The organism is Streptomyces sp. NPDC058773, assembly GCF_042746015.1.
In the GTDB taxonomy this organism is placed as follows: Bacteria; Actinomycetota; Actinomycetes; order Streptomycetales; family Streptomycetaceae; genus Streptomyces.
Map to the genome: position 1 here is coordinate 231,078 of NZ_JBHYPE010000005.1, position 22,458 is coordinate 253,535.

Genomic DNA, 22,458 nt, shown 5'->3' on the forward strand with positions numbered 1-22,458 from the left:
CGGCCGCGAAGCAGCCGGCTCAGCCCTTCACACAGATGACCTGCTTGAGCTTGGCGACGACCTCGACCAGGTCCCGCTGCTGGTCGATGACCCTCTCGATCGGCTTGTAGGCGCCCGGGATCTCGTCCACCACACCGGAGTCCTTACGGCACTCCACGCCCCGCGTCTGCTCCTCCAGGTCCCGGGTGGAGAACCGCTTCTTCGCGGCGTTCCGGCTCATCTTGCGGCCGGCACCGTGGGAGGCGGAGTTGAAGGACGCGGCGTTGCCCAGGCCCTTGACGATGTACGAGCCGGTGCCCATCGAACCCGGGATGATCCCGTACTCACCGCTGCCGGCCCGGATCGCGCCCTTACGGGTCACCAGCAGGTCCATGCCGTCGTACCGCTCCTCCGCCACATAGTTGTGGTGGCAGGAGATCACCTCGTCGAAGGTCACCCGGGCCTTCTTGAACTCCTTGCGGACGACGTCCTGGAAGAGCGCCATCATCACGTCCCGGTTGTGCCGCGCGTACTCCTGCGCCCAGAAGAGGTCGTTGCGGTACGCCGCCATCGGCGGGGTGTCCGCGATGAAGACGGCGAGGTCACGGTCGACCAGGCCCTGGTTGTGCGGCAGCTTCTGCGCCTGGCCCATGTGGAACTCGGCCAGTTCCTTGCCGATGTTCCGGGAGCCGGAGTGCAGCATCAGCCACACCGCACCGTCGTCGTCGAGGCAGAACTCGATGAAGTGGTTGCCCGAACCGAGCGACCCCATCTGCTTCGTGGCCCGCTCCTGACGGAACTTGACCGCCTCGGCGACCCCGTCGAACCGCGCCCAGAAGTCGCCCCACCGGGCCGTCGGGAAACCGTGCAGCCGCCCCGGGTCCACCGGATCGTCATGCATCCCCCGGCCCACCGGAATCGCCTGCTCGATCTTCGAGCGCAGCCGGGAGAGGTCGCCGGGCAGGTCCTCGGCGGTGAGCGAGGTCCGTACCGCGCTCATCCCGCAGCCGATGTCGACGCCGACCGCCGCCGGGCAGACCGCGCCCTGCATGGCGATCACCGAGCCGACCGTGGCGCCCTTGCCGTAGTGGACATCCGGCATCACGGCCAGGCCCTTGATCCACGGCAGGGTGGCGACATTGCGGAGCTGCTGCATCGCGACGCCCTCGACCGTGGCCGGGTCCGTCCACATCCGGATCGGTACCTGGGCACCCGGCACCTCGACGTACGACATAACTTCCTCATTCCCCCGAATTCCTGAAAAACGCAAAAGCCAGACAATCCGTCCGATCATGGACGCGGAACCGGCGTTCGCGGCAAGACGTGCGGTAGACATTGTGTCCATCGGCCGCTGACCGGCGGCAACCGCATTTCGTAGGGGAAGGAGCCGCGAACGATGCCACGCAAGCCGTTCGTACCCGGTGCCGCACTGGTGGTGGCCGCGGCGCTGGCCGCCGGCCTCACCGCCTGCACCGGCGGCAGCGGCTCCGACGGCGAGGGCGGCGACGCCAAGAGCGGCGGCACCTCCACGTCGAGCCAGGCCGCCGAACCGGGCCGCTACCAGACCCTCCCCGAGGCCTGCGGGCTGCCCGCGCGCAGCACCCTCCGCAATCTGCTGCCCGGCGACGGCCAGCACCTGTCCCGCACCGACGCCGAGAAGATCTACGGCGGCCAGGCCGACATCACCTATGACACCGACCGCCGCGTCGGCTGCCGCTGGACCCGCGAGACCACCGCGGGCACCCGCCACCTGGGCCTCGACATCCAGCGCGTGGTCTCGTACGACGCCGCCGTCAGCGATGACGACAAGGCACAGGGGATCTACGAGAGCAAGGCGCAGGCCGCCCGTATCCCGTCCGGCGACACCGGCTCCCCCTCGCCCACCTCCCCGAGCCCGTCCACCGGCAAGGACCAGGGCAAGGACGCCGGTAAGGACAGCGGCAAGGCCGAGGGCAAGGGCGCCGGGACCTCGCCGAACAGCGCGCCGGACGCGAAGGACCAGGAGGGAGAGAAGGGGGCAGCGGCTTCCGGGAGCCCCTCGGCGGCGTCCGACCCCGGCGCGGGCACCGGCGCCGACCCCAGTACGGACCCCAGCGCGGGCCTGAGCGGCTCCACCGCCCCGCGCGTCCTGGACGACCTCGGGGACGCGGCGTTCCTCAATGACAAATTGGTCACAGCGGACTCGGGCGTGCACCGCGACGTCACTGTGGTCTTTCGCACGTCGAACGTCATCGTGACGCTCACCTACGACCAGTGGTCCACGGACAAGACGATGTTGCCGGACAGCCAGGAACTGCAGGACAAGGCCCGTTCGCTGGCCGGCGAGCTGTCCGAGAGCCTCAGCGAATAGTCCGGATCGAGCGCATTGCCCGAGTCGGTAAGTACGTAGAAGTACGCCCGATTTGGGCACTGCGCTCATCGACAGGAATCGGTCACCCACCTCGCCACGCCGCGTACCGTGCCCCATAGCCCTGCCGTACGGGAGGAAAGGCGGACCACCGCCACGGTCGCGCGCCGCGACGACCTGACGACGACGAACAGCGAAGGAACCATGCACCGTTCAGCCAAGCGCCTCGCCAGCCTTCTCACCTGCGCAGCAGTACCGGTGCTGCTCGTCGCCGGCTGCTCCGGCTCGGACAGCGACAGCTCCGGTGACGCCTCCGCCTCCGCTTCCGCCGGCTCCGCCAAGCCCAAGCCGAGCGTCGCGCCGGCGAAGTACAAGACGCTGCCGAACCCGTGCGACGCGTTCTCCAAGGACACCGTCAAGAAGCTGCTGCCCAAGGCGAAGGACGCCTCCGGCGAGCGCGGCACCTCCACGGACAACTCCGCCCACGGCACCTGCTCCTGGAGCAGCTCCGACGAGAACGGCGTCGACGGCACCCAGTTCCGCTGGCTCGACATCGGCTACCAGCGCTACGACTCCGACCCGGGCGTCGGCTCCGGTGAGAAGCGCGCCACGGACTTCTACACCAAGCAGGTCATCGACGCGAAGGACACCAAGGGCGCCAAGAAGCTGACCGCCGTGAAGACCTCCGGCACCGGCGACGAGGCGACCGCGATCACCTACGACGTGAAGAAGGAGGACAACGACTTCAAGAACACCACGGTCGTCGCCCGCGCCTCCAACATCGTCGTCACGATCAACTACAACGGTGCCGGCCTCGCGGGCGCGGACACCCCCAAGGGCTCCGACCTGCTGAAGAAGGCCCAGTCCGCGGCCAAGGAAGCGGTCGCCGCCGCCACCGAGGCCAAGAGCTGACCGAAGCGACACCGCCGGTGCCCCCGGTCCCGGCCGGGGGCACCTCCCGGTGGGGGCCCGGGGCGGGTGTGCCACGCTAGGCGCGCCATGCCGCCGAGCCGGGGAGGGACCGCGGGTGTCCGCGACGCAGACGGCGCAGTTGACTCGTACCCACCGCATCCTGATCGGCGTGGTGATCGCCGGGGCGGCGCTGATCGCGGCCATCGGCTTCACCGGCTCCTACACCGCGGTCCGCGAACTGGCGGAGAAGAAGGGCTTCGGGAATTTCTCGGCCGTCTTCCCGATCGGCATCGACGCCGGGATCGTGGTGCTGCTGGCGCTGGATCTGCTGCTCACCTGGATCCGTATCCCGTTCCCCCTGCTGCGCCAGACCGCCTGGCTGCTGACGGCGGCCACCATCGCGTTCAACGGCGCGGCGGCCTGGCCGGACGCGCTGGGCGTCGGGATGCACGCGGTCATTCCGCTGCTGTTCGTGGTGGCCGTGGAGGCCGCCCGGCACGCGATCGGCCGGATCGCCGACATCACGGCCGACAAGCACATGGAGGGCGTCCGGCTCACCCGCTGGCTGCTGGCCTTCCCGTCCACCTTCCGGCTGTGGCGCCGGATGAAGCTGTGGGAACTGCGCTCCTACGACCAGGTCATCCAGCTGGAACAGGACCGCCTCGTCTACCAGGCCCGGCTGCGGGCCCGCTACGGACGGGCCTGGCGGCGCCGGGCGCCCGTCGACGCGATGATGCCGCTGCGGCTGGCGCGCTACGGCGTACCGCTGGCGAGGACCGCACCGGCCGGGCTGGCCGCGGCGGGGATCGAACTGCCGGCCGTACCGGCACCGGCCCCGGCGGCCGCACCGGAGACGGCTGCCGCGCCCCGGACCGCCGACGCACCGGCCGGCAGCACGGCTCCCGTACGGGAGCGGGGCCCCGAGCCCGTAGGGGAAGACGGCAACCGGACCATGAGTGGGGCACCCGTCGTGCCCGTGGGTGACGTCCCCACAGAGTCCGTACGCGCCGCCGATCCCGCGCCCCGGTACGAGGCGCCCACCGCACCCGAGCCGGCTCCCGCACCCGCGTCCGAACCGGCCACCTCCCCGCTGACCGTCCCGGTAGGCCCCGGGCGGAGCCGTCCGCTGGGCAACGCCGGTGGCCCCCTGCCGGTCCCCGAGCAGCGCCCGTACGCTCCCGAGCCGGCGCCGCAGCCCGAGCCGGAACCCGATCCCCAACTCCCTCTGGAGACCGAGCAGTTGCCCCCGGTCTCCGCGCTCCCCGACGACGTGCCGCGCGACGAGGCGTACTACACCGCGTACCGGATGTATGTGGCGGAGAAGAACAGCTTTCCCGACTCCCGGCAGTTCGGCCGCTATCTGCTGAACTCCTACGGGGTCACCGGCCGGGAAGGCGGCCCGCTGAGCGACGGCTACCTGCGCGGATTCGTCCGCGACTTCCACCACCGCCTCCGCGCGGAGATGGAGAACGAGTACATCCCGTAACGGCGCTCTCGAAGGAGCACCCCCCGAGGGCCGCGCCCCTACACAGCGCCCGACCCCGCACCCTGCCCCTGCTGCTTGCGCTTCTTGGCGTGGTCCCCCCACACGGCCAGCGCCGCACCGGCCGCGAAGAGGCCGACATAGGCGGGGGACGGCAGGCTGAACCAGTGCGGCAGCAGCCCCCAGGCGCCGTCGAAGAAGACCTGGCCGATGAATCCCATCGCGCCCTGGATCATGACGATGAAGCCGATTAACCCTCTCATGGCTCCAGCGTGCGGCGTCCGGCCCCGGGAATCCTCGTCCCCGGGGCCGAACCGCTCTCCTCCCTCGGTCGGAGACCGCGCCGCGGTGTCTACGACTCCACGGCCACGGCGCCCCGACGGTCCGTCATCCGCCGAGCAGCTTGCGCACCCGGTCGGCGCCGACGGCCAGCAGCAGGGTGGGCAGCCGCGGCCCGGTGTCCCGGCCGACCAGCAGGTTGTAGAGCAGCGCGAAGAACGCGCGCTGGGCGGCCTTCAGCTCCGGGGTCGGCTTGGCGTCCGGCTCCAGCCCCGCCTGCACCTTCGGCACGCCGTAGACGAGGGTGGTCAGACCGTCCAGCGACCAGTGCTCGTCGAGGCCGTCGAGCAGCAGCCGCAGCGAGCCACGGGCCTGCTCGTCGAGGGTGCCGAGCATTTCCTCGTCGGGCTCGCTGCGGACGATGGTGCGCTGCTCGGCCGGGACCTGGGTGGCGATCCAGTACTCGGCCTTGGCGAGCCGCGGCCGGGTCTCGTCCAGGGAGGTGACGGGGTTGGCCGGGTCCAGCTCGCTCAGGATCCGGAGGGTCTGCTCGTCGTGGCCGGCCGTGATGTCCGCGACCGAGGCGAGGGTGCGGTACGGCAGCGGACGCGGCGTACGGGGCAGCTCACCGGCGGCGGTGCGGGCCGCGCGGGAGTACGCGGCGGCGTCGGCCGGCAGCACCGAGCCGTCCGCGACCTTGGCCTCCAGCTTGTCCCACTCGTCGTAGGTCCGCTGGATCTCCTGGTCGAAGGCGATCTTGAAGGACTGGTTGGGCTTGCGGCGGGCGTACAGCCAGCGCAGCAGCGGCGCCTCCATGATCTTCAGCGCGTCGCCCGGGGTCGGCACCCCGCCGCGCGACGAGGACATCTTGGCCATGCCGCTGATGCCCACGAAGGCGTACATCGGGCCGATGGGCTGGTCGCCGCCGAAGATCTTGCGGACGATCTGGCCGCCGACGACGAACGACGAGCCCGGCGAGGAGTGGTCGACACCGGACGGCTCGAAGATCACGCCTTCGTAGGCCCACCGCATCGGCCAGTCGACCTTCCAGACCAGCTTGCCGCGGTTGAACTCGCTCAGCCGGACCGTCTCGCCGAAGCCGCACTCCGTGCAGGTGTAGGCCAGCTCGGTGGTCTCGTCGTCGTACGAGGTGACCGTGGTGAGGTCCTTCGCGCACTGCCCGCAGTACGGCTTGTACGGGAAGTACCCGGCCGAGCCGCCGCTGCCGTCGTCCTCACCGGCCGCGCCGGAGCCCTCGGCGGCCTCCAGCTCGGCCTCGTCGACCGGCTTCTGCGACTTCTTGGCGGGCGCCTTCTTCGTGCGGTACTGGGCGAGGATCGCGTCGATGTCCGCGCGGTGCTTCATCGCGTGCAGGATCTGCTCGCGGTAGACACCGGAGGTGTACTGCTCGGTCTGGCTGATGCCGTCGTACTCGACGCCCAGCTCGGCCAGCGCCTCGCTCATCGCGGCCTTGAAGTGCTCGGCCCAGTTCGCATGCGCCGAGCCTGCCGGGGCCGGTACGGAGGTCAGCGGCTTGCCGATGTGCTCGGCCCAGGACTCGTCGACGCCCGCGACACCGGCCGGGACCTTGCGGTAGCGGTCGTAGTCGTCCCACGAGATGAGGTGGCGGACCTCGTAGCCGCGGCGGCGGATCTCGTCGGCGACCAGGTGCGGGGTCATGACCTCACGGAGGTTGCCCAGGTGGATCGGGCCGGACGGGCTCAGGCCCGAGGCGCAGACGACCGGTTTGCCCGGGGCGCGGCGCTCCGCCTCGGCAATGACCTCGTCCGCGAACCTGGAGACCCAGTCGGTCTCGGTGCTCTGCTGAGCCACGATCGGCCTTCCTCTTCCTGATGATCCTCATTGCGCCGTCTTGCGCGTTCGACGCACAAAAGCATGACGGTGCCCATTCTCCCAGACGAAAAATCAGTGGTAGTGCCGTGGGATACTCATTGGCAAACCCTTTCCACTCCAGCCAGCACCTCCCTCTGGAAGAGAGCTCATCTCCATGGCCTCGGTCACGTCCCTCGCAGCATCGGTCCACCAGCGCGTCGCGGACGCCCTCTCGGCAGCCCTGCCGGAGGCCGGCACCGCCGACCCGCTGCTGCGACGCAGCGACCGGGCCGATTTCCAGGCCAACGGCATGCTGGCGCTGGCGAAGAAGCTCAAGGGCAACCCGCGGGAGCTGGCGACCAAGGTCGTCGCGCAGATCGGCGAGAACGACCTCCTCAAGGAGGTCGAGGTCTCCGGCCCCGGCTTCCTCAACATCACGCTCACCGACCGGGCGATCACCGAGACGCTGGCCGCGCGCGCCGCCGACGACCGGCTCGGCGTCCCGCTGAAGGACCAGCCCGGCGTCACGGTCATCGACTACGCCCAGCCGAACGTCGCCAAGGAGATGCACGTCGGGCACCTGCGCTCGGCGGTCATCGGCGACGCCCTGCGCCAGATCCTGGACTTCACCGGTGAGCGGACGATCGGCCGGCACCACATCGGCGACTGGGGCACCCAGTTCGGCATGCTCATCCAGTACCTGATCGAGAACCCCGGCGAGCTGGCCCCGGCGGCCGACGTCGACGGCGAGCAGGCGATGAGCAACCTCAACCGCGTCTACAAGGCCTCGCGCGCCGTCTTCGACTCCGACGAGCAGTTCAAGGAGCGGGCCCGTAAGCGGGTCGTGGCGCTGCAGTCCGGCGACGCGGAGACCCTCGACCTGTGGCAGCGGTTCGTGGACGAGTCGAAGGTCTACTTCTACTCCGTCTTCGAGAAGCTGGACATGGAGATCCGCGACGACGAGATCGTCGGCGAGTCCGCGTACAACGCCATGATGGCCGAGACGGCGCGGCTGCTGGAGGAGTCCGGCGTCGCCGTCCGCTCCGAGGGCGCGCTGGTGGTCTTCTTCGACGAGATCCGCGGCAAGGACGACCAGCCGGTGCCGCTGATCGTGCAGAAGGCGGACGGCGGCTTCGGCTACGCGGCCTCCGACCTCTCCGCGATCCGCGACCGCGTCTTCGACCTGAAGGCGACGACGCTGCTGTACGTCGTCGACGTCCGCCAGTCGCTGCACTTCCGGATGGTCTTCGAGACGGCCCGCCGGGCGGGCTGGCTGACCGACGACATCACCGCCCACAACATGGGCTACGGCACGGTCCTCGGCGCGGACGGCAAGCCGTTCAAGACCCGTGCGGGCGAGACCGTACGCCTGGAGGACCTGCTCGACGAGGCCGCCGAGCGGGCGACCGCGGTGGTGCGCGAGAAGGGCGCGGCGGTCGGCCTGACCGAGCAGGAGATCACCGAGAACGGTGCGCAGGTCGGCATCGGCGCGGTGAAGTACGCGGACCTGTCGACCTCGCCGAGCCGGGACTACAAGTTCGACCTGGACCAGATGGTCTCGCTGAACGGCGACACGTCCGTCTACCTCCAGTACGCCTACGCCCGTATCCGGTCCATCTTCCGCAAGGCCGGTGACGCGGCCCCCGCGGCGCACCCGGAACTGCCGCTGGCCCCGGCCGAGCGGGCGCTGGGCCTGCACCTCGACCAGTTCGGCGAGACCGTCACCGATGCCGCCGCCGCCTACGAGCCGCACAAGGTCGCCGCGTACCTCTACGGCCTCGCGTCGCTGTTCACGACCTTCTACGACCAGTGCCCGGTCCTGAAGGCGGAGGGCGGCCCGGACCAGATCGCCAACCGGCTGTTCCTGTGCGACCTGACCGCCCGCACCCTCCACCAGGGCATGGCCCTGCTGGGCATCCGGACGCCCGAGCGCCTCTGACCGGCGCGCGGGCCGCACCGGCCGCCCGCGTCACGCATGCTCCTGCCCAACGGCCCCGTACCGCACAGGTGTGGTACGGGGCCGTTGCGTGCTCCGGGAGAGGGGCCCGCCGCCCGCCGGGTGGCCCTCAGGGCCAGCGCTTGCGGACCTCGTCCTTGGTCTTCTCCTCGGCATCGAGGCCCTGGCCGGCGGTCTTCTCCGCCTTCCCCTCGGCCTGCAGCTTGCGGTTGTGCGTCGCTTTGCCGACGACTTCCTTCATGGCGCCGATGACCTGGGCGCCCTTGGCCTGCATCTTGCGCTTGGCAGTCATGGTGACCCGCTCCCCTTCAAGCGGAGTGGCTCTTCCGACACCGGGTCCGTGCCCGGAGTACGACGGACAAAACGTCCCCCGCACGACAAAGCTCCCGCCCCGGATTCCGGGGACGGGAGCCGAAGCGGCGTACGGGGCGCCGGGCGCCTCACAGCCCCCGCGCCACCTCCGTCGCCCAGTACGTGAGGATCATGTTCGCGCCGGCCCGCTTGATGCCGGTCAGCGTCTCCAGGATCGCCTTGTCCCGGTCGATCCAGCCCTTCTCGGCGGCCGCCTCGACCATCGCGTACTCACCGGAGATCTGGTACGCGGCGACCGGCACCTCCACCGCGTCCGCGATCTTCGCCAGCACGTCCAGGTACGGCAGCGCCGGCTTGACCATCACCATGTCGGCGCCCTCCTCCAGGTCGAGCGCCAGCTCGCGCAGCGACTCCCGGAGGTTGGCCGGGTCCTGCTGGTAGGTCTTGCGGTCGCCCTGGAGGGACGAGCCGACGGCCTCCCGGAAGGGGCCGTAGAAGGCGGAGGAGTACTTCGCGGTGTAGGCGAGGATCGAGACGTCCTCGTGGCCGGTCTGGTCGAGCGCGTCCCGCACGACGCCGATCTGCCCGTCCATCATCCCGCTGGGGCCGACGACATGGACGCCCGCGTCAGCCTGGACCTGCGCCATCTCGGCGTAGCGCTCCAGCGTCGCGTCGTTGTCGACCCGGCCGTCGGCGTCCAGGACACCGCAGTGCCCGTGGTCGGTGTACTCGTCCAGGCACAGATCCGACATGATCACGAGATCGTCGCCGACCTCGGTCCGCACGTCCCGGATGGCGGCCTGAAGGATGCCGTCCGGATCGGTGCCCGCCGTGCCCACAGCGTCCTTCTTCGCGTCCTCCGGCACCCCGAACAGCATGATCCCGGCGACCCCGGCCTCGACCGCCTCGACGGCGGCCTTGCGCAGCGTGTCGCGAGTGTGCTGGACGACGCCCGGCATGGCGGAGATCGGCACCGGCTCGCTGATCCCCTCCCGGACGAACGCCGGGAGGATCAGGTCCGCCGGATGCAGCCGGTGCTCCGCGACCATCCGCCGCATGGCAGGGGTGGTGCGCAGGCGCCGCGGCCGCGCCCCTGGGAAGCTTCCGTACTTCGTCATACCGGACACGCTACGCCCGCTTTGTGCTTGCCTTTGCCGACGTGTCGTCGGAGCGGAAGGGTCCGCCGGCGGCGGGTCCGCCGTCCCGCTCAGGCCGCGACGGCGGGATCAGCCACGACGGCGGGATCACGGGCCACCGGCTCGCCCCGGCAGTCCCGGCAGAGCCCCGGTTCCCGGCCCCGGAAGGCCCGCTCACAGCCGTCACAGGTCTGGAAGGGATCCGGCCGGGACGGCCGCCCCGCACCCGTATCGGGGTCCGGCGGGCTCTCGGGGCATACGGGGAGCGGCGGCGGCAGCAGTTCCCGGAGACGGTGGGCGAGCAGCCCCGCCGGGTTCCTCAGGTCCGGCGGGAGATCCGCGGACAGGGTGCGGCGGACGGCCTCGGCGCTCGCGCCGTTCTCGAACCAGGCGGCGACGCCGGGCACGAGACGGCGTACGTCCCGTTCGGGCAGCGTCAGCCGGTCGTCGGTACGGCGCAGCGCCACGAGGAGCGCGCGGGCGGCGGTGCGGTGCTCACCGGAGGCGGCGGGCGTTTCGACGGCGGGGACGGGGGCGGGGGCCGGTACCTGCGGCCGGGGCGGCTCCGGTGCCACCGGCGGCGGGGCCGCCTCCCGCTCCGCCGCCCCCTGCCCCATGACGGCGGGCGCGCTGTGGGCGTACGTACGAGTGATCACGCGGCCGTCCGGGGTGCGCTCCCGTACGCGCCGGACATAGCCGTGCGCCTCCAACTCCCTGAGGGCGAAGGCGATCCGGTCCCGCCCCTCGGGGAAGCGGGCCGCGAGCGTACGGATGTCGACGGCGGCGCCCTCGGGCAGCGACAGGATGTGGGTGCCCACCCCGATCGCGGTCAGGGACAGGTCGCGGTGCTGGGCGAGGTGATTGCCGATGATCGTGTACCGGTCCGGCTGGTACTGCCGGATATGCGTCACCCCGCTGTGGGTGGCACTTCCTCGAACTCGGGAATACGGGCGCACGGCGGCGCTAGGGTTCTCTTCAGCCATCGGGAAGGGTCGTCTTCCTCTGGTGGTCAGGCCCTCGCACTGGGATTGCCGTCCCGGCGGGGGCCGTCGCATGTCTGCGGTGGTCAGGCCCGAGACTGCCCACCCAAGTCGGCCGCGCGCCAGCCGAGTTGAGCCAGTTCACCCCCACGAGTGACGTACGCGGGGTTTGGTGGGTTTGGAAGGTTCTCTCCCGGGGTTCTTTCTTCTTGACCGCCCGCCACACCGACCGCCAGGCCACCGGGTCCCGGGACTCCGGGCGCCGGTCCGAGTTCAGCGACCGGCACTGAAGTCGACCTCCGCCCAGACGGTCTTGCACGGCACCGGCCCCTCCTCGACACCCCACCGGTCCGCCAACTCCCCCACGAGCAGCAGCCCGTGCCCGGACTCGGCTGGCGCACCACCGCCCCCCGGCGGAGGGACGGGCAGCCGGTCACCGCGCGTATCGGTCACTTCGATACGGAGCGTGGCGGGTGAGGAGACGATGAGGCCGAGACGGAAGCACCGCCCGGGGACCCCGCCGTGCAGCACCGCGTTCGCCGCCAGCTCGCCGACGAGCAACAGGGAAGGGTCGAACGGCAGCCCCCACGAGCGCAGTTGCTCGGTGGCCAGGAGCCGCGCCAGCCGTGCTCCCCGCCGGGTGGCGGAGAGCGGCACGGAGAACCGGAGCGCCAGGGCGGGGCCTACGGCGAGCGCGGTATCGGAATTGCTGGTTCGGGTGATTCGCTGATTCACGTCACACAGCGTGGTCGTGCGCATCTGGCCTGAGAAGGACCGGGAGCCGGACAGGCGGCAACTGTCCGGGTTGGTACGGCTCTTGTCCGGGCCGTGCGGCGTAGCGATCACGGACGGTGGACGTTGAACATGCTCAGCACGACGGAGGGACGTCAGGCATGAGCGAATGGGATACGGGTCCGGAGGACGAGGAAGCCGGGGCCGTGATGAAAATCGTCGGGCGGCAGCTCAAGCTGTGGCGCGAGGCGGTCGGGCTCACCCAGGCCGAATTCGGGAAAGCGATCGGGTACAGCGAGGAGTCGGTGTCCGCGGTGGAGCGCGGACGCCGGGTTCCCCAGCCGGAGTACCTGGACCTGGCGGACGAGGTGCTGGGAGCCGGTGGCCGGCTCTCCGCCCTGAAGGAGGACGTGGCACTCGTCCGCTACCCGAAGAAGGTCCGGGACCTGAAGAAGCTGGAGGCAGCGTCGGTCGAGCTGTGCCACTACGAAAACTCCGTCTTCAACGGCCTGCTGCAGACCGAGGAGTACGCACGAGCACTCATCGGCAACCGCCGCCCGTTCTTCACGCCACGTGAGATCGAGGAGCGGGTCGCGGGCCGCATGGCCCGCCAGGAGATCATGGACGGTTCAGCGACTCCGCCCATCCTCAGCTTTGTTCAGTGCGAGTCGACGCTGCGCCGCCCCATCGGGGGCAAACTGGTGATGCACAGGCAGCTCGAACGGCTGTTGGAGGTCGGCCAGTTCCGGAACGTGGACCTCCAGGTGCTCCCACTGGCACGGGAAGTAAACCCGGGCCTCAGCGGTTCGTTCAGCCTGCTCCGGCTGGAGGGGGGCGATACGGTCGCACACGCCGAGGTCCAGCACCTCAGCCGGGTGATCTCCGAACCCCTACAGGTACAGATGCTCGACATGCGTTATGGCAACATCCGGGCGCAAGCCCTCACACCACGTGAGTCACTGGCCTTTATCGAGAAAGTGCGGGAAGAGACATGACCCTCAAGCCTTCCTCCGGGACCGAGCGCGAACCGAACTGGGTGAAGAGCAGCTACAGCACCGACGAAGGAGCCCAGTGCGTCGAGGTGGCCACCACCCCCGGCACCATCCTCATCCGCGACTCCAAGAACCCCGACGGCCCCCGCCTCACCTTCGCCCCCACCACCTGGGCCGACTTCCTCCCGTACGCCACCGAGCGGCAGTAACGCCGAAGGGCGCCCCCGAAGAGGCGCCCTTCAAAACCGTCCTACAGCCGCTCAGCTACGAGCCCGCCGACGCGACCCCGGCCGCCGCTCGCTCGGCCGCGTAACCGGGTCCCCGGCCGCGATCGCGGCATCGCGCCGCGCCGCCCCGAAGTCCGCGAGCGCCTCGGCCAGCTTGTGCACCGACGGCTCGGGCGACATGACATCGACCCGCAGCCCGTGCTCCTCGGCCGTCTTGGCGGTGGCCGGGCCGATACAGGCGATCACCGTCACGTTGTGCGGCTTGCCCGCGATACCGACCAGGTTCCGGACCGTCGACGACGACGTGAAGAGCACGGCATCGAACCCACCGCCCTTGATCGCCTCACGCGTCTCGGCCGGCGGCGGCGAGGCGCGCACGGTCCGGTAGGCGGTGACGTCGTCGACCTCCCAGCCCAGCTCGATCAGCCCGGCGACGAGCGTTTCGGTGGCGATGTCGGCGCGCGGCAGGAAGACACGGTCGATCGGGTCGAAGACCGGGTCGTAGGGCGGCCAGTCCTCCAGCAGACCGGCGGCGGACTGCTCGCCGCTCGGCACCAGGTCGGGCTTCACACCGAAGGCGACCAGCGCCTTGGCGGTCTGCTCGCCGACCGCGGCGACCTTGATCCCGGCGAACGCGCGGGCATCGAGGCCGTACTCCTCGAACTTCTCCCGGACCGCCTTGACGGCGTTGACCGAGGTGAAGGCGATCCACTCGTAGCGGCCGGTGACCAGGCCCTTGACCGCGCGCTCCATCTGCTGCGGGGTGCGCGGCGGTTCGACGGCGATGGTCGGGACCTCGTGCGGCACCGCGCCGTACGAGACGAGCTGGTCGGAGAGCGACGCGGCCTGCTCCTTCGTACGCGGTACGAGCACCCGCCAGCCGAAGAGCGGCTTGGACTCGAACCACGAAAGGCGGTCGCGCTGCGCGGCGGCGCATCGCTCACCGACCACGGCTATGACCGGCTGCCCGCCGTCCGGCGACGGCAGCACCTTGGCGGCCTTGAGCACCTGCGCGACCGACCCGAGGGTGGCGGTCCAGGTGCGCTGGCGCGTGGTGGTGCCGGCGACGGTGACGGTCAGCGGGGTGTCGGGCTTGCGGCCCCCGGACACCAGCTCACCGGCGGCCGCGGCCACCGAGTCGAGGGAGGTGGAGACGACGGCGGTGGCGTCACTGGCACCCACTTCGGCCCAGCAGCGCGCGTCGGCGGTGCGGGCGTCGATGAAGCGCACGTCGGTGCCCTCCGCGTCCCGCAGCGGGACACCGGCGTACGCGGGCACGCCGACGGCCGCCGCGATACCGGGCACGACCTCGAAGACGATGCCTTCGGCGGCGCAGGCCAGCATCTCCTCGGCGACGTAACCGTCCAGGCCGGGATCCCCGGTGACGGCACGTACGACCCGCTTGCCCGCGCGGGCGGCCGCCATGACAAGATTGGCGGTGTCCCTAAGGGCAGGGACATCGGCGGGGATTGACGCCTCGTCAGCTGACGCCTGCAGTGGTGTGTCCACCTGTGCGCGGGCATGCACACGCACGACGTCCAGCACCTGCGGGTCGGCGATCAGTACGTCCGCGGAGGCCAGCGCCTCCACAGCACGTAGCGTCAGCAGACCCGGGTCTCCCGGCCCGGCACCCAGGAAGGTGACCTGACCGGAGGCGGAGTGGTTTGGGGCGGTGGGGTTCAAAGTGCTCGCTCCCCCATAAGACCGGCCGCACCCTTTGCGAGCATCTCGGCGGCGAGTTCACGGCCCATGTTCAGCGGGGCCGGGACATCGTCGGGAGAGGCGGGTACGTGCCCGGTGGTGGACATCTGCACCAGTGTGCTGCCGTCGGTCGTGCCGACGACACCACGCAGGTGCAATTCGGTGACAGCCTGCTCGTCGGCCTTGGGGCCTCCCCTGCTCGAACGAAGTCGAGAGCTCGGGGAAAGGTCGGCCAGTGCTCCGACGGGTGCGGAACAGCCGGCCTCCAGGGCGGCGAGCAGGGATCGCTCGGCGGTCACGGCGGCCCGGGTGTCCGGGTCGTCGAGCTCGGCGAGCCGGGCGGCGAGGTCCACGTTGACCGCGGCGCACTCGATCGCCAGCGCCCCCTGGCCGGGGGCAGGCAAAACCACGTCGGGCGACAGCAGCTGCGTCGCCTCGTCGATCCGGCCGATGCGGGTGAGTCCGGCGGCGGCCAGTACGACCGCGTCCAGTTCGCCCTTCTCGACGAAGCCGATGCGGGTGTCGATGTTCCCCCGTATCGGCACGGTCTCCACACGCCGGCCCAGCGACCTGGCCCAGGCGTTCAGCTGCGCCATGCGCCGGGGCGAGCCGGTGCCGATACGGGCCACCCGGACCTCGTCGGCGGTCAGCTGCTCGAAGGTGAGCCCGTCCCTGGCGATCAGCGCGTCCCGGGGGTCTTCCCGTACGGGTATCGCGGCCAGGGTCAGGTCCTCGGGCTGCGTGGTGGGCAGGTCCTTGAGCGAGTGGACGGCGAAGTCGATCTCCCCGGCGAGCAGCGCGTCCCGCAGCGCGGAGACGAACACGCCGGTGCCGCCGATCTGCGCGAGGTGCTCGCGGGAGGTGTCGCCGTAGGTGGTGATCTCCACCAGTTCGACGGGGCGGCCGGTCAGTGCGTGCACCGCCTCGGCGACCTGCCCGGACTGGGCCATGGCGAGCTTGCTGCGCCGCGTGCCCAGCCGCAGTGCTCTCGTGGTGCTGTCGGTCATGCCCGCTCCCGTGCATCGTGCCTGTCGGCGCGCGTGTCGGCCCGGCTGACGGCGGCGACCGTCTGGGGGTCGAGGTCGAAGAGTTCCCGCAGGGCGTCCGCGTACCCGGCGCCGCCGGGCTCGCTGGCCAGCTGCTTTACCCGGACGGTGGGCGCGTGCAGGAGTTTGTCGACGACGCGGCGCACGGTCTGGGTGATCTCCGCGCGCTGCTTGTCGTCGAGGTCGGGAAGGCGGCCGTCGAGCCGGGCGATCTCACCGGCGACGACGTCCGCGGCCATGGTGCGCAGGGCGACCACGGTGGGGGTGATGTGCGCGGCCCGCTGGGCCGCGCCGAAGGCGGCGACCTCGTCGGAGACGATGCCGCGCACCTTGTCCACGTCGGCCGCCATCGGTGCGTCGGCGGACGCGTCGGCCAGCGACTCGATGTCGACGAGGTGCACGCCCTCGATCCGGTGCACCGCGGCATCTATGTCCCGCGGCATGGCGAGGTCGAGAAGCGCCAGCGGGGCCTCGCGCCCGTCGCGCGCCGCCGCGACCATCTCGCCCGCCAGGACCAGGCCGGTCGCACCGGTGCAGGAGACCACGATGTCGGCGAGCGCCAGCTCGTCCGGGACGGCGGTCATCGCCACCGCACGGGCGGCGAGCCCGGTGGCGGCACCGGTCCCGCCCGGCTCGGTGAGGATCTGGACCAGCCGCTCGGCGCGCTCGACGGTGCGGTTGGCGACCGCCAGCTCGCCGACCCCGGCCCGTACGAGGGTGGTGGCGGCCAGCGACGACATCGATCCGGCGCCGATGACCAGCGCCCGCTTGCCGCGCGCCCAGTCCGCGACGCCCCGGCCGGCCGCGAGCTGCTCCAGCCCGAAGGTGACCAGCGACTGGCCGGCCTTGTCGATGCCGGTCTCGCTGTGGGCGCGCTTGCCCACCCGCAGGGCCTGCTGGAACAGGTCGTTCAGCAGCCGGCCCGCGGTGTGCTGTTCCTGGGCGACGGCCAGCGCGTCCTTGATCTGCCCGAGGATCTGGCCCTCACCGACGACCATCGAGTCCAGGCCGCAGGCCACCGAGAAGAGGTGGTGGACCGCCCGGTCCTCGTAGTGGACGTAGAGATAAGGGGTCAGCTCCTCCAGGCCGGCGCCGCTGTGCCGGGCCAGGAGGGAGGACAGCTCGGCGACCCCGGCGTGGAACTTGTCCACGTCGGCGTAGACCTCGATGCGGTTGCAGGTGGAGAGCACCGCGGACTCGGTGACCGGCTCGGCCGACACCGCGTCCTGCAGCAGCTTGCCGCGCGCCTCCGGGGCGAGCGCGGCCCGCTCCAGCACGCTCACCGGCGCGCTGCGATGACTCAGTCCGACGACCAGAAGCGTCATGCCGGCATCACGGCGGGCATGTCCCCGTCAGGTCCCTTACGGTCATCCGCCACCGCGGCGGCGGCACGGGCGGCGGCTGCGGCCCCACCGCCGTCGGGCCCGACCTCCTCGCCCGCCTTCCGCTGCTCGTGGAAGGCGAGGATCTGCAGCTCTATGGACAGGTCGACCTTGCGCACGTCCACGCCGTCCGGCACGGTCAGCACGGTCGGCGCGAAGTTGAGGATCGAGGTGACACCGGCCGCGACCAGGCGCTCACAGACCTGCTGGGCGGCCCCGGCGGGCGTGGCGATGACACCGATCGAGACGCCGTTGCTCTCGATGATGTGCTCCAGCTCATCGGTGTGCTGGACCGCGATGCCCGCGACGGGCTTGCCGGCCATGGCCGGGTCGGCGTCGATCAGGGCGGCGACGCGGAAGCCACGCGAGGCGAAGCCGCCGTAGTTGGCGAGCGCGGCGCCGAGGTTACCGATACCGACGATGACAACCGGCCAGTCCTGGGTCAGCCCCAGTTCACGCGAGATCTGGTAGACGAGGTACTCCACGTCGTAGCCGACGCCGCGGGTCCCGTACGAACCGAGGTAGGAGAAGTCCTTGCGCAGCTTGGCGGAATTGACCCCCGCCGCGGCCGCGAGCTCCTCGGAGGAGACCGTGGGCACCGAACGCTCGGAGAGCGCGGTCAGGGCACGCAGATACAGCGGAAGACGGGCGACGGTGGCCTCGGGAATGCCTCGGCTTCGGGTCGCCGGTCGGTGAGTTCGGCCAGTTGCCACGGTGCTCCTGCGGGTAGAGCGGGGCTGCGGGCGGCCGTATGGAACCCGACCGCCCTGTCTTCTGCAGGCTATGTCTTTGTGAACGCGTGCACAAAGATGGTGTCCGGTTTGTCCGCCCAAAGTGACCGGGCTCACGCGGCTATTACAGGCCTCCGCGGAACCAACTCCCACGTCACACCGTTCACTCGCGCCACCCGTCAGACAGGGCAGCACCGGCGGGAGCACGCGCCCTCACTCCTCTTTCGCCATACCCCCGGAAACCTACAAATCGCCCACCGATGGTAATCGAACCGGGCCGCCCCGGGCACCGCCGCGACCCGGCACAATGGCTCCATGGCCCCCCTGTTCAGCCGCAGCCCCCGCAAGAGCCCCGCCGACCGGACGGTCACCCTGATCGGCAAGCCGGGCTGCCACCTCTGCGACGACGCCCAGGCCGTGATCGAGAAGATCTGCGCCGAGACCGGCGCGTCATGGGAGCGGAAGGACATCACCGAGGACCCCGAGCTGCACCGCAAGTACTGGGAGCAGATTCCGGTCATCCTCGTCGACGGCGCCCAGCACGACTTCTGGCGAGTCGACCCGAAACGCCTGCGTACGGCCCTGGGCGCCTGAACCGGCCCACCACCCCACCGGGAAAATCCCCCCGGCCCCAGCACGCGAGGAATACCCCCTCCCTCCATCACGTTGCGGCCCGCAGGGGGCCCGCCCCTCCCCTACGGGAAGTGTTCGCCCGCCCCCTAAGGCCCCCGAGGTGGCCGTAATGCACCCTTCCCCCGCTCCGGTCCCTCCTGACACGCGCCCGTAACCGGCTGCACCGAACAAACTGGCTACGCTGTCGGCATGTCGCCCGCTCGCCGATCCGGCTGGATGCCCTCCGGGGCGCTCTTCGACCTGGGCTGGATCCCCCGTCGCCGACGCCCCGCCACGGCCCGCAGCGTGCTGGCCGGCGAGGCCGCGGCCGAGGCCGCCCGCAAGTCCTCCCAGGAGGCGCCGCCCGTCGAGGAGGCGCCGGCGGAGCCCGAATTCCCGGTCGTCGGGGACACCGCGGCCGCCGCGTTCTTCGACCTGGACAACACCGTCATGCAGGGCGCCGCGCTGTACCACTTCGGCCGCGGCCTCTACAAGCGGCACTTCTTCCACAAGCGCGACCTGGCCCGCTTCGCCTGGCAGCAGATCTACTTCCGGCTGGCCGGCTCGGAGAACCCCGAGCACATGGCGGACGTCCGCAACAGCGCGCTGTCCATCGTCCAGGGCCACCGCGTCGCCGAGCTGATGTCCATCGGCGAGGAGATCTACGACGAGTACATGGCCGAACGGGTCTGGCCCGGCACCCGCGCCCTGGCCCAGGCCCACCTCGACGCCGGCCAGAAGGTCTGGCTGGTGACCGCGGCCCCCGTGGAGACCGCGACGATCATCGCCCGCCGGCTCGGTCTGACCGGCGCGCTGGGCACCGTCGCCGAGTCCGTCGGCGGGGTCTACACCGGCAAGCTGGTCGGCGAGCCGCTGCACGGCCCGGCCAAGGCCGAGGCGGTCCGCGCGCTGGCCGCGGCCGAGGGCCTGGACCTGTCGCACTGCGCCGCCTACAGCGACTCCGCCAACGACATCCCGATGCTCTCGCTCGTCGGGCACCCGTACGCGATCAACCCCGACACCCGGCTGCGCAAGCACGCCCGGGAGCAGGGCTGGCGGCTGCGCGACTACCGGACCGGCCGCAAAGCGGCCAAGATCGGCATCCCCGCGGCGGCCGCCGTCGGCGCGCTCGCCGGCGGCACCGCGGCCGCGGTCGCACTCCAGCGCCGACGCCGCTGACCAGGCCTGATCACCGAACCGGCCGGACGGCCATCCCCTCTCCCTACCCCCTCCGCCGTCCCGTCAGTCACGCTGCCATCGGTCAGCCACAACACGCCTTCCAACCAGGCAGATTGCGTTCCCTTCCGATCAATAGTTGCTCAGTATTCGATACTTGATCTGCCACCAACCCGGCACGGACCGTAAGTAATCGATGATTTGAGCAACTGGGTGTAGCGCTGCCTGTACGAAGCGTTATTCTCCTCAGACGCAATCCGGAACCCACACGTCCCTACGACGAGTGAACGGTCCCGCACTGCACGTGATGGAAGCTCTGCCTCTGGGAGTCCCGTGTACCCACACGTCGGGGTTGACGCCTCGGGCCTGGCTACGCTGCGTACGACACTCGTCGACCACCTGCGCAGTTTTGTCCCCACCGCGTACGCCGTCCCCGCATTCGCCTCAGCCGTCCCCGCTGCCGGACCCTGCTACGCCCTGGCCGACGGGAGTGCTGCGGTCGGCAAGGCCGCCGGCAGAACCCGCCGCTCCGGCACCGGCACGACCACCGCCCGCCGCCCCGCCGACAGCGACAGCCGTCGCATGATGGACCTGGTCGAACGGGCCCAGGCCGGCGAGGCCGAGGCCTTCGGCCGCCTCTATGACCAGTACGCCGACACGGTCTACCGCTACATCTACTACCGCGTGGGCGGCCGCGCCACGGCCGAGGATCTCACCAGCGAGACCTTTCTGCGCGCCCTGCGCCGCATCGGCACGTTCACCTGGCAGGGCCGCGACTTCGGCGCCTGGCTGGTGACCATCGCCCGCAACCTCGTCGCCGACCACTTCAAGTCCTCCCGCTTCCGCCTGGAAGTCACCACCGGGGAGATGCTCGACGCCAACGAGGTCGAGCGCAGCCCCGAGGAGTCGGTCCTCGAGTCCCTCTCCAACGCCGCCCTGCTGGAGGCGGTACGCAAGCTCAACCCCCAGCAGCAGGAGTGCGTCACGCTGCGCTTCCTGCAGGGCCTCTCGGTCGCCGAGACCGCCCGCGTCATGGGCAAGAACGAGGGTGCGATCAAGACCCTCCAGTACCGCGCGGTCCGGACCCTCGCGCGACTGCTTCCCGAAGACGCCCGCTGACCCCCTGTCCAGATGCGCAGACGCCGTCCCACGCCGTCGCACGCTCACTCCTGGTGACCTCCCGTACCCGGTCGGTCAGATCATCGTGAGTGCGTAACCCGAGTGCCGCGCCGCTCGTTGTGCGGAATGCAGGCTCCATGCGGTCACGCCATGCCCGCTGCCTCTCACTCGATCGAGTGGCGCGGACCACTGCGTGCAACCATCCGGTCCATCTGGACAGTCAAAGCCAGTCCGGGGAGTCGAGCGGGATGACGAGAGGAGGTGCCGCCCGTGATCGCAAATGTCTCGGTGCACCGGCGGGCCAACGCCTTCGCCCAGGCCCTGGAGGAGCAGGTCCTCGAGGGCGCGGCGGCCGAGGAACAGGTCGAGGATCCGGCGCAGGCGCCGGGCGAAGCACGGCTGTTGGCGGTCGCCGACGGCCTCGGGAAACTCCCGAGGCCGGAGATGGCCACCGAGGTCAAGACTGTCCAGCGCGCCCAGCTCATCGCCGCGATGGAGGCCGCCTTCGCCGAAGGCGCTCCGTCCGACGGTGCCCGGGTGCCCGAGCAGCGCGAACACAAGGGCGCGCACCGCGCCACGAAATCGATGGGCCGGCTGCGCCCGCGCTCCCGGCTCTCCAAGGGGCTGGCGGCCGGCGGGCTGACGGTCGGCGTCGCGGCCGGCGCGTTCAGCGGCGTCGCCGCGGCCAGCTCCGACGCCCTCCCGGGTGACTCCCTCTACGGCCTCAAGCGAGGCATGGAGGACCTCCGGCTCGGTATGACCGACGACGACTCCGACCGCGGCCAACTCCTGCTCGACCAGGCCTCCACGCGCATGATGGAGGCCCGTCGGCTGATGGAGCGCGCCCGGCTCGCCGACCTCGACCACGAGTCGCTAGGCGCGATCCGCAAGGCGCTCTCCGGCGTCCGGCAGGACGCGGGCGAGGGCCACCGCCTGCTGCACGCGGCCTATGAGCGCGATGGCTCACTCGGCCCCATCCAGGCGCTGAACTCCTTCACCAAGTCCCACCGCGGCACCTGGTCGCATCTGCGCGACCGGCTCCCGGCGCAGCTCACGGACGTTCGTGACGAGGTCAGTTCGGTCTTCGACGCCATAGACAAAGAGGTCGGTCCGCTCCGTTCGCTGCTGCCGTCCACCCCGGACAGCAAGCACCACCGCCGCGACACGCCCGCCTCCGCGGGCACCGGCTCCGGCCCCGGCTCCGACGACCGCCCGGCACCGTCCGGCAGCACGTCCGCCCACGACAAACGCTCGGGCGGGAAACACGCCCCGCGCCCGTCGGCCTCCCCCTCCCAGGAAGACGGCCTGCTCGGCGGCAATACGGGTGGACTGCTCGACCCGCCGTCCAAGGGGAGCAGTCAGTCACCGCACGAGGGGGGGCACAGCAGCGGCAAGGACAGCGGCGGCCAGCCCGATGTCACCCTGCCGCCGCTGATCCCGGGCCTGCTGCCCGGACTGGGCATCGACGGCGAGGACCTCCCGAAGTAGCGGAACCTCCGTGCCGACGCGCTCGGTGTTCTTC

General features: G+C 70.9%; 21 protein-coding genes. 10 read left to right on the forward strand and 11 right to left on the reverse strand.

The features are described 5' to 3' along the window. Nucleotides 1–19: 19 nt before the first annotated feature. A complete protein-coding gene (locus ACFW5B_RS07250; RefSeq protein WP_386434502.1) occupies nucleotides 20–1,213 on the reverse strand; it encodes an RtcB family protein in 1,194 nt (397 codons plus the stop codon). A 162-nt stretch (nucleotides 1,214–1,375) separates the two neighbouring features. Here ACFW5B_RS07250 and ACFW5B_RS07255 point away from each other — a divergent pair, with 162 nt between their 5' ends. From ACFW5B_RS07255 to ACFW5B_RS07265, 3 genes are all read left to right on the forward strand, one after another. Continuing rightward, the gene (locus ACFW5B_RS07255) at nucleotides 1,376–2,329 is read left to right on the forward strand and encodes a hypothetical protein (RefSeq protein WP_386434505.1); all 954 of its coding nucleotides are present in this window, start codon (nucleotides 1,376–1,378) and stop codon (nucleotides 2,327–2,329) included. A gap of 201 nt (nucleotides 2,330–2,530) precedes the next feature. Then, nucleotides 2,531–3,238 carry a DUF3558 family protein gene (locus ACFW5B_RS07260; protein ID WP_386434508.1) on the forward strand — a complete coding sequence of 236 codons (708 nt, stop codon included), beginning with the start codon at nucleotides 2,531–2,533 and terminating at the stop codon, nucleotides 3,236–3,238. 115 nt (nucleotides 3,239–3,353) lie between these two features. After that, a complete protein-coding gene (locus ACFW5B_RS07265) occupies nucleotides 3,354–4,724 on the forward strand; it encodes a DUF2637 domain-containing protein (protein WP_386434510.1) in 1,371 nt (456 codons plus the stop codon). Nucleotides 4,725–4,762: 38 nt separating this feature from the next. On the opposite strand, the gene ACFW5B_RS07270 is transcribed toward ACFW5B_RS07265, so the two are convergent. Both ACFW5B_RS07270 and lysS read right to left on the reverse strand, forming a co-directional pair. Continuing rightward, nucleotides 4,763–4,984, reverse strand: coding sequence for a hypothetical protein (locus ACFW5B_RS07270; RefSeq protein ID WP_386434512.1), 222 nt, complete (start codon nucleotides 4,982–4,984; stop codon nucleotides 4,763–4,765). 124 nt (nucleotides 4,985–5,108) lie between these two features. Continuing rightward, complete coding sequence (gene lysS / locus ACFW5B_RS07275) at nucleotides 5,109–6,833, reverse strand: lysine--tRNA ligase (RefSeq protein WP_386434515.1); 1,725 nt, start codon at nucleotides 6,831–6,833, stop codon at nucleotides 5,109–5,111. 175 nt (nucleotides 6,834–7,008) lie between these two features. On the opposite strand from lysS, the gene argS reads away from it, so the two are divergent. After that, a complete protein-coding gene (argS, locus tag ACFW5B_RS07280; RefSeq protein ID WP_386434518.1) occupies nucleotides 7,009–8,772 on the forward strand; it encodes an arginine--tRNA ligase in 1,764 nt (587 codons plus the stop codon). A gap of 127 nt (nucleotides 8,773–8,899) precedes the next feature. On the opposite strand, the gene ACFW5B_RS07285 is transcribed toward argS, so the two are convergent. The 4 genes from ACFW5B_RS07285 to ACFW5B_RS07300 all read right to left on the reverse strand — a co-directional run bounded on the left by ACFW5B_RS07285 (nucleotide 8,900) and on the right by ACFW5B_RS07300 (nucleotide 11,953). Then, entirely contained in the window at nucleotides 8,900–9,082 is a 183-nt protein-coding gene (locus tag ACFW5B_RS07285; protein WP_386434521.1) for a CsbD family protein, read from the reverse strand. Between the two features lie 148 nt (nucleotides 9,083–9,230). Further along, the gene (hemB, locus tag ACFW5B_RS07290) at nucleotides 9,231–10,220 is read right to left on the reverse strand and encodes a porphobilinogen synthase (protein ID WP_386434524.1); all 990 of its coding nucleotides are present in this window, start codon (nucleotides 10,218–10,220) and stop codon (nucleotides 9,231–9,233) included. Between the two features lie 89 nt (nucleotides 10,221–10,309). Next, on the reverse strand, nucleotides 10,310–11,149 hold the full coding sequence (locus ACFW5B_RS07295; protein ID WP_386434527.1) for a helix-turn-helix domain-containing protein: 840 nt from the start codon (nucleotides 11,147–11,149) through the stop codon (nucleotides 10,310–10,312). Nucleotides 11,150–11,491: 342 nt separating this feature from the next. Next, nucleotides 11,492–11,953 (reverse strand): ATP-binding protein, encoded by a 462-nt coding sequence (locus ACFW5B_RS07300; RefSeq protein ID WP_386434530.1) that lies wholly within the window; start codon nucleotides 11,951–11,953, stop codon nucleotides 11,492–11,494. A gap of 158 nt (nucleotides 11,954–12,111) precedes the next feature. Here ACFW5B_RS07300 and ACFW5B_RS07305 point away from each other — a divergent pair, with 158 nt between their 5' ends. Continuing rightward, a complete protein-coding gene (locus tag ACFW5B_RS07305; RefSeq protein ID WP_386434532.1) occupies nucleotides 12,112–12,945 on the forward strand; it encodes a helix-turn-helix domain-containing protein in 834 nt (277 codons plus the stop codon). Next, complete coding sequence (locus ACFW5B_RS07310; RefSeq protein ID WP_386434534.1) at nucleotides 12,942–13,151, forward strand: DUF397 domain-containing protein; 210 nt, start codon at nucleotides 12,942–12,944, stop codon at nucleotides 13,149–13,151. Before ACFW5B_RS07305 ends, ACFW5B_RS07310 begins: the two co-directional genes overlap by 4 nt. Nucleotides 13,152–13,202: 51 nt before the next feature. On the opposite strand, the gene ACFW5B_RS07315 is transcribed toward ACFW5B_RS07310, so the two are convergent. Genes ACFW5B_RS07315 through ACFW5B_RS07330 form a run of 4 tightly spaced genes read right to left on the reverse strand, consistent with a single transcriptional unit; the run spans nucleotide 13,203 to nucleotide 18,011 of the window. Next, complete coding sequence (locus ACFW5B_RS07315) at nucleotides 13,203–14,852, reverse strand: uroporphyrinogen-III synthase (protein ID WP_386434537.1); 1,650 nt, start codon at nucleotides 14,850–14,852, stop codon at nucleotides 13,203–13,205. Then, entirely contained in the window at nucleotides 14,849–15,877 is a 1,029-nt protein-coding gene (gene hemC / locus ACFW5B_RS07320; RefSeq protein ID WP_386434540.1) for a hydroxymethylbilane synthase, read from the reverse strand. Before hemC ends, ACFW5B_RS07315 begins: the two co-directional genes overlap by 4 nt. Then, a complete protein-coding gene (locus ACFW5B_RS07325; RefSeq protein WP_386434543.1) occupies nucleotides 15,874–17,241 on the reverse strand; it encodes a glutamyl-tRNA reductase in 1,368 nt (455 codons plus the stop codon). The genes hemC and ACFW5B_RS07325 overlap by 4 nt, the downstream gene beginning before the upstream one ends. Continuing rightward, complete coding sequence (locus tag ACFW5B_RS07330; RefSeq protein ID WP_386434545.1) at nucleotides 17,238–18,011, reverse strand: redox-sensing transcriptional repressor Rex; 774 nt, start codon at nucleotides 18,009–18,011, stop codon at nucleotides 17,238–17,240. The genes ACFW5B_RS07325 and ACFW5B_RS07330 overlap by 4 nt, the downstream gene beginning before the upstream one ends. Before the next feature lie 333 nt (nucleotides 18,012–18,344). On the opposite strand from ACFW5B_RS07330, the gene ACFW5B_RS07335 reads away from it, so the two are divergent. From ACFW5B_RS07335 to ACFW5B_RS07350, 4 genes are all read left to right on the forward strand, one after another. Further along, nucleotides 18,345–18,623 carry a glutaredoxin family protein gene (locus ACFW5B_RS07335; RefSeq protein WP_386434547.1) on the forward strand — a complete coding sequence of 93 codons (279 nt, stop codon included), beginning with the start codon at nucleotides 18,345–18,347 and terminating at the stop codon, nucleotides 18,621–18,623. A 255-nt stretch (nucleotides 18,624–18,878) separates the two neighbouring features. Beyond that, nucleotides 18,879–19,820 (forward strand): HAD family hydrolase, encoded by a 942-nt coding sequence (locus ACFW5B_RS07340; protein ID WP_386434599.1) that lies wholly within the window; start codon nucleotides 18,879–18,881, stop codon nucleotides 19,818–19,820. Between the two features lie 330 nt (nucleotides 19,821–20,150). Further along, complete coding sequence (locus ACFW5B_RS07345; RefSeq protein ID WP_386434549.1) at nucleotides 20,151–20,936, forward strand: ECF subfamily RNA polymerase sigma factor, BldN family; 786 nt, start codon at nucleotides 20,151–20,153, stop codon at nucleotides 20,934–20,936. 270 nt (nucleotides 20,937–21,206) lie between these two features. Then, nucleotides 21,207–22,424, forward strand: coding sequence for a DUF5667 domain-containing protein (locus ACFW5B_RS07350; protein ID WP_386434551.1), 1,218 nt, complete (start codon nucleotides 21,207–21,209; stop codon nucleotides 22,422–22,424). The last annotated feature ends 34 nt before the right edge of the window (nucleotides 22,425–22,458 follow it).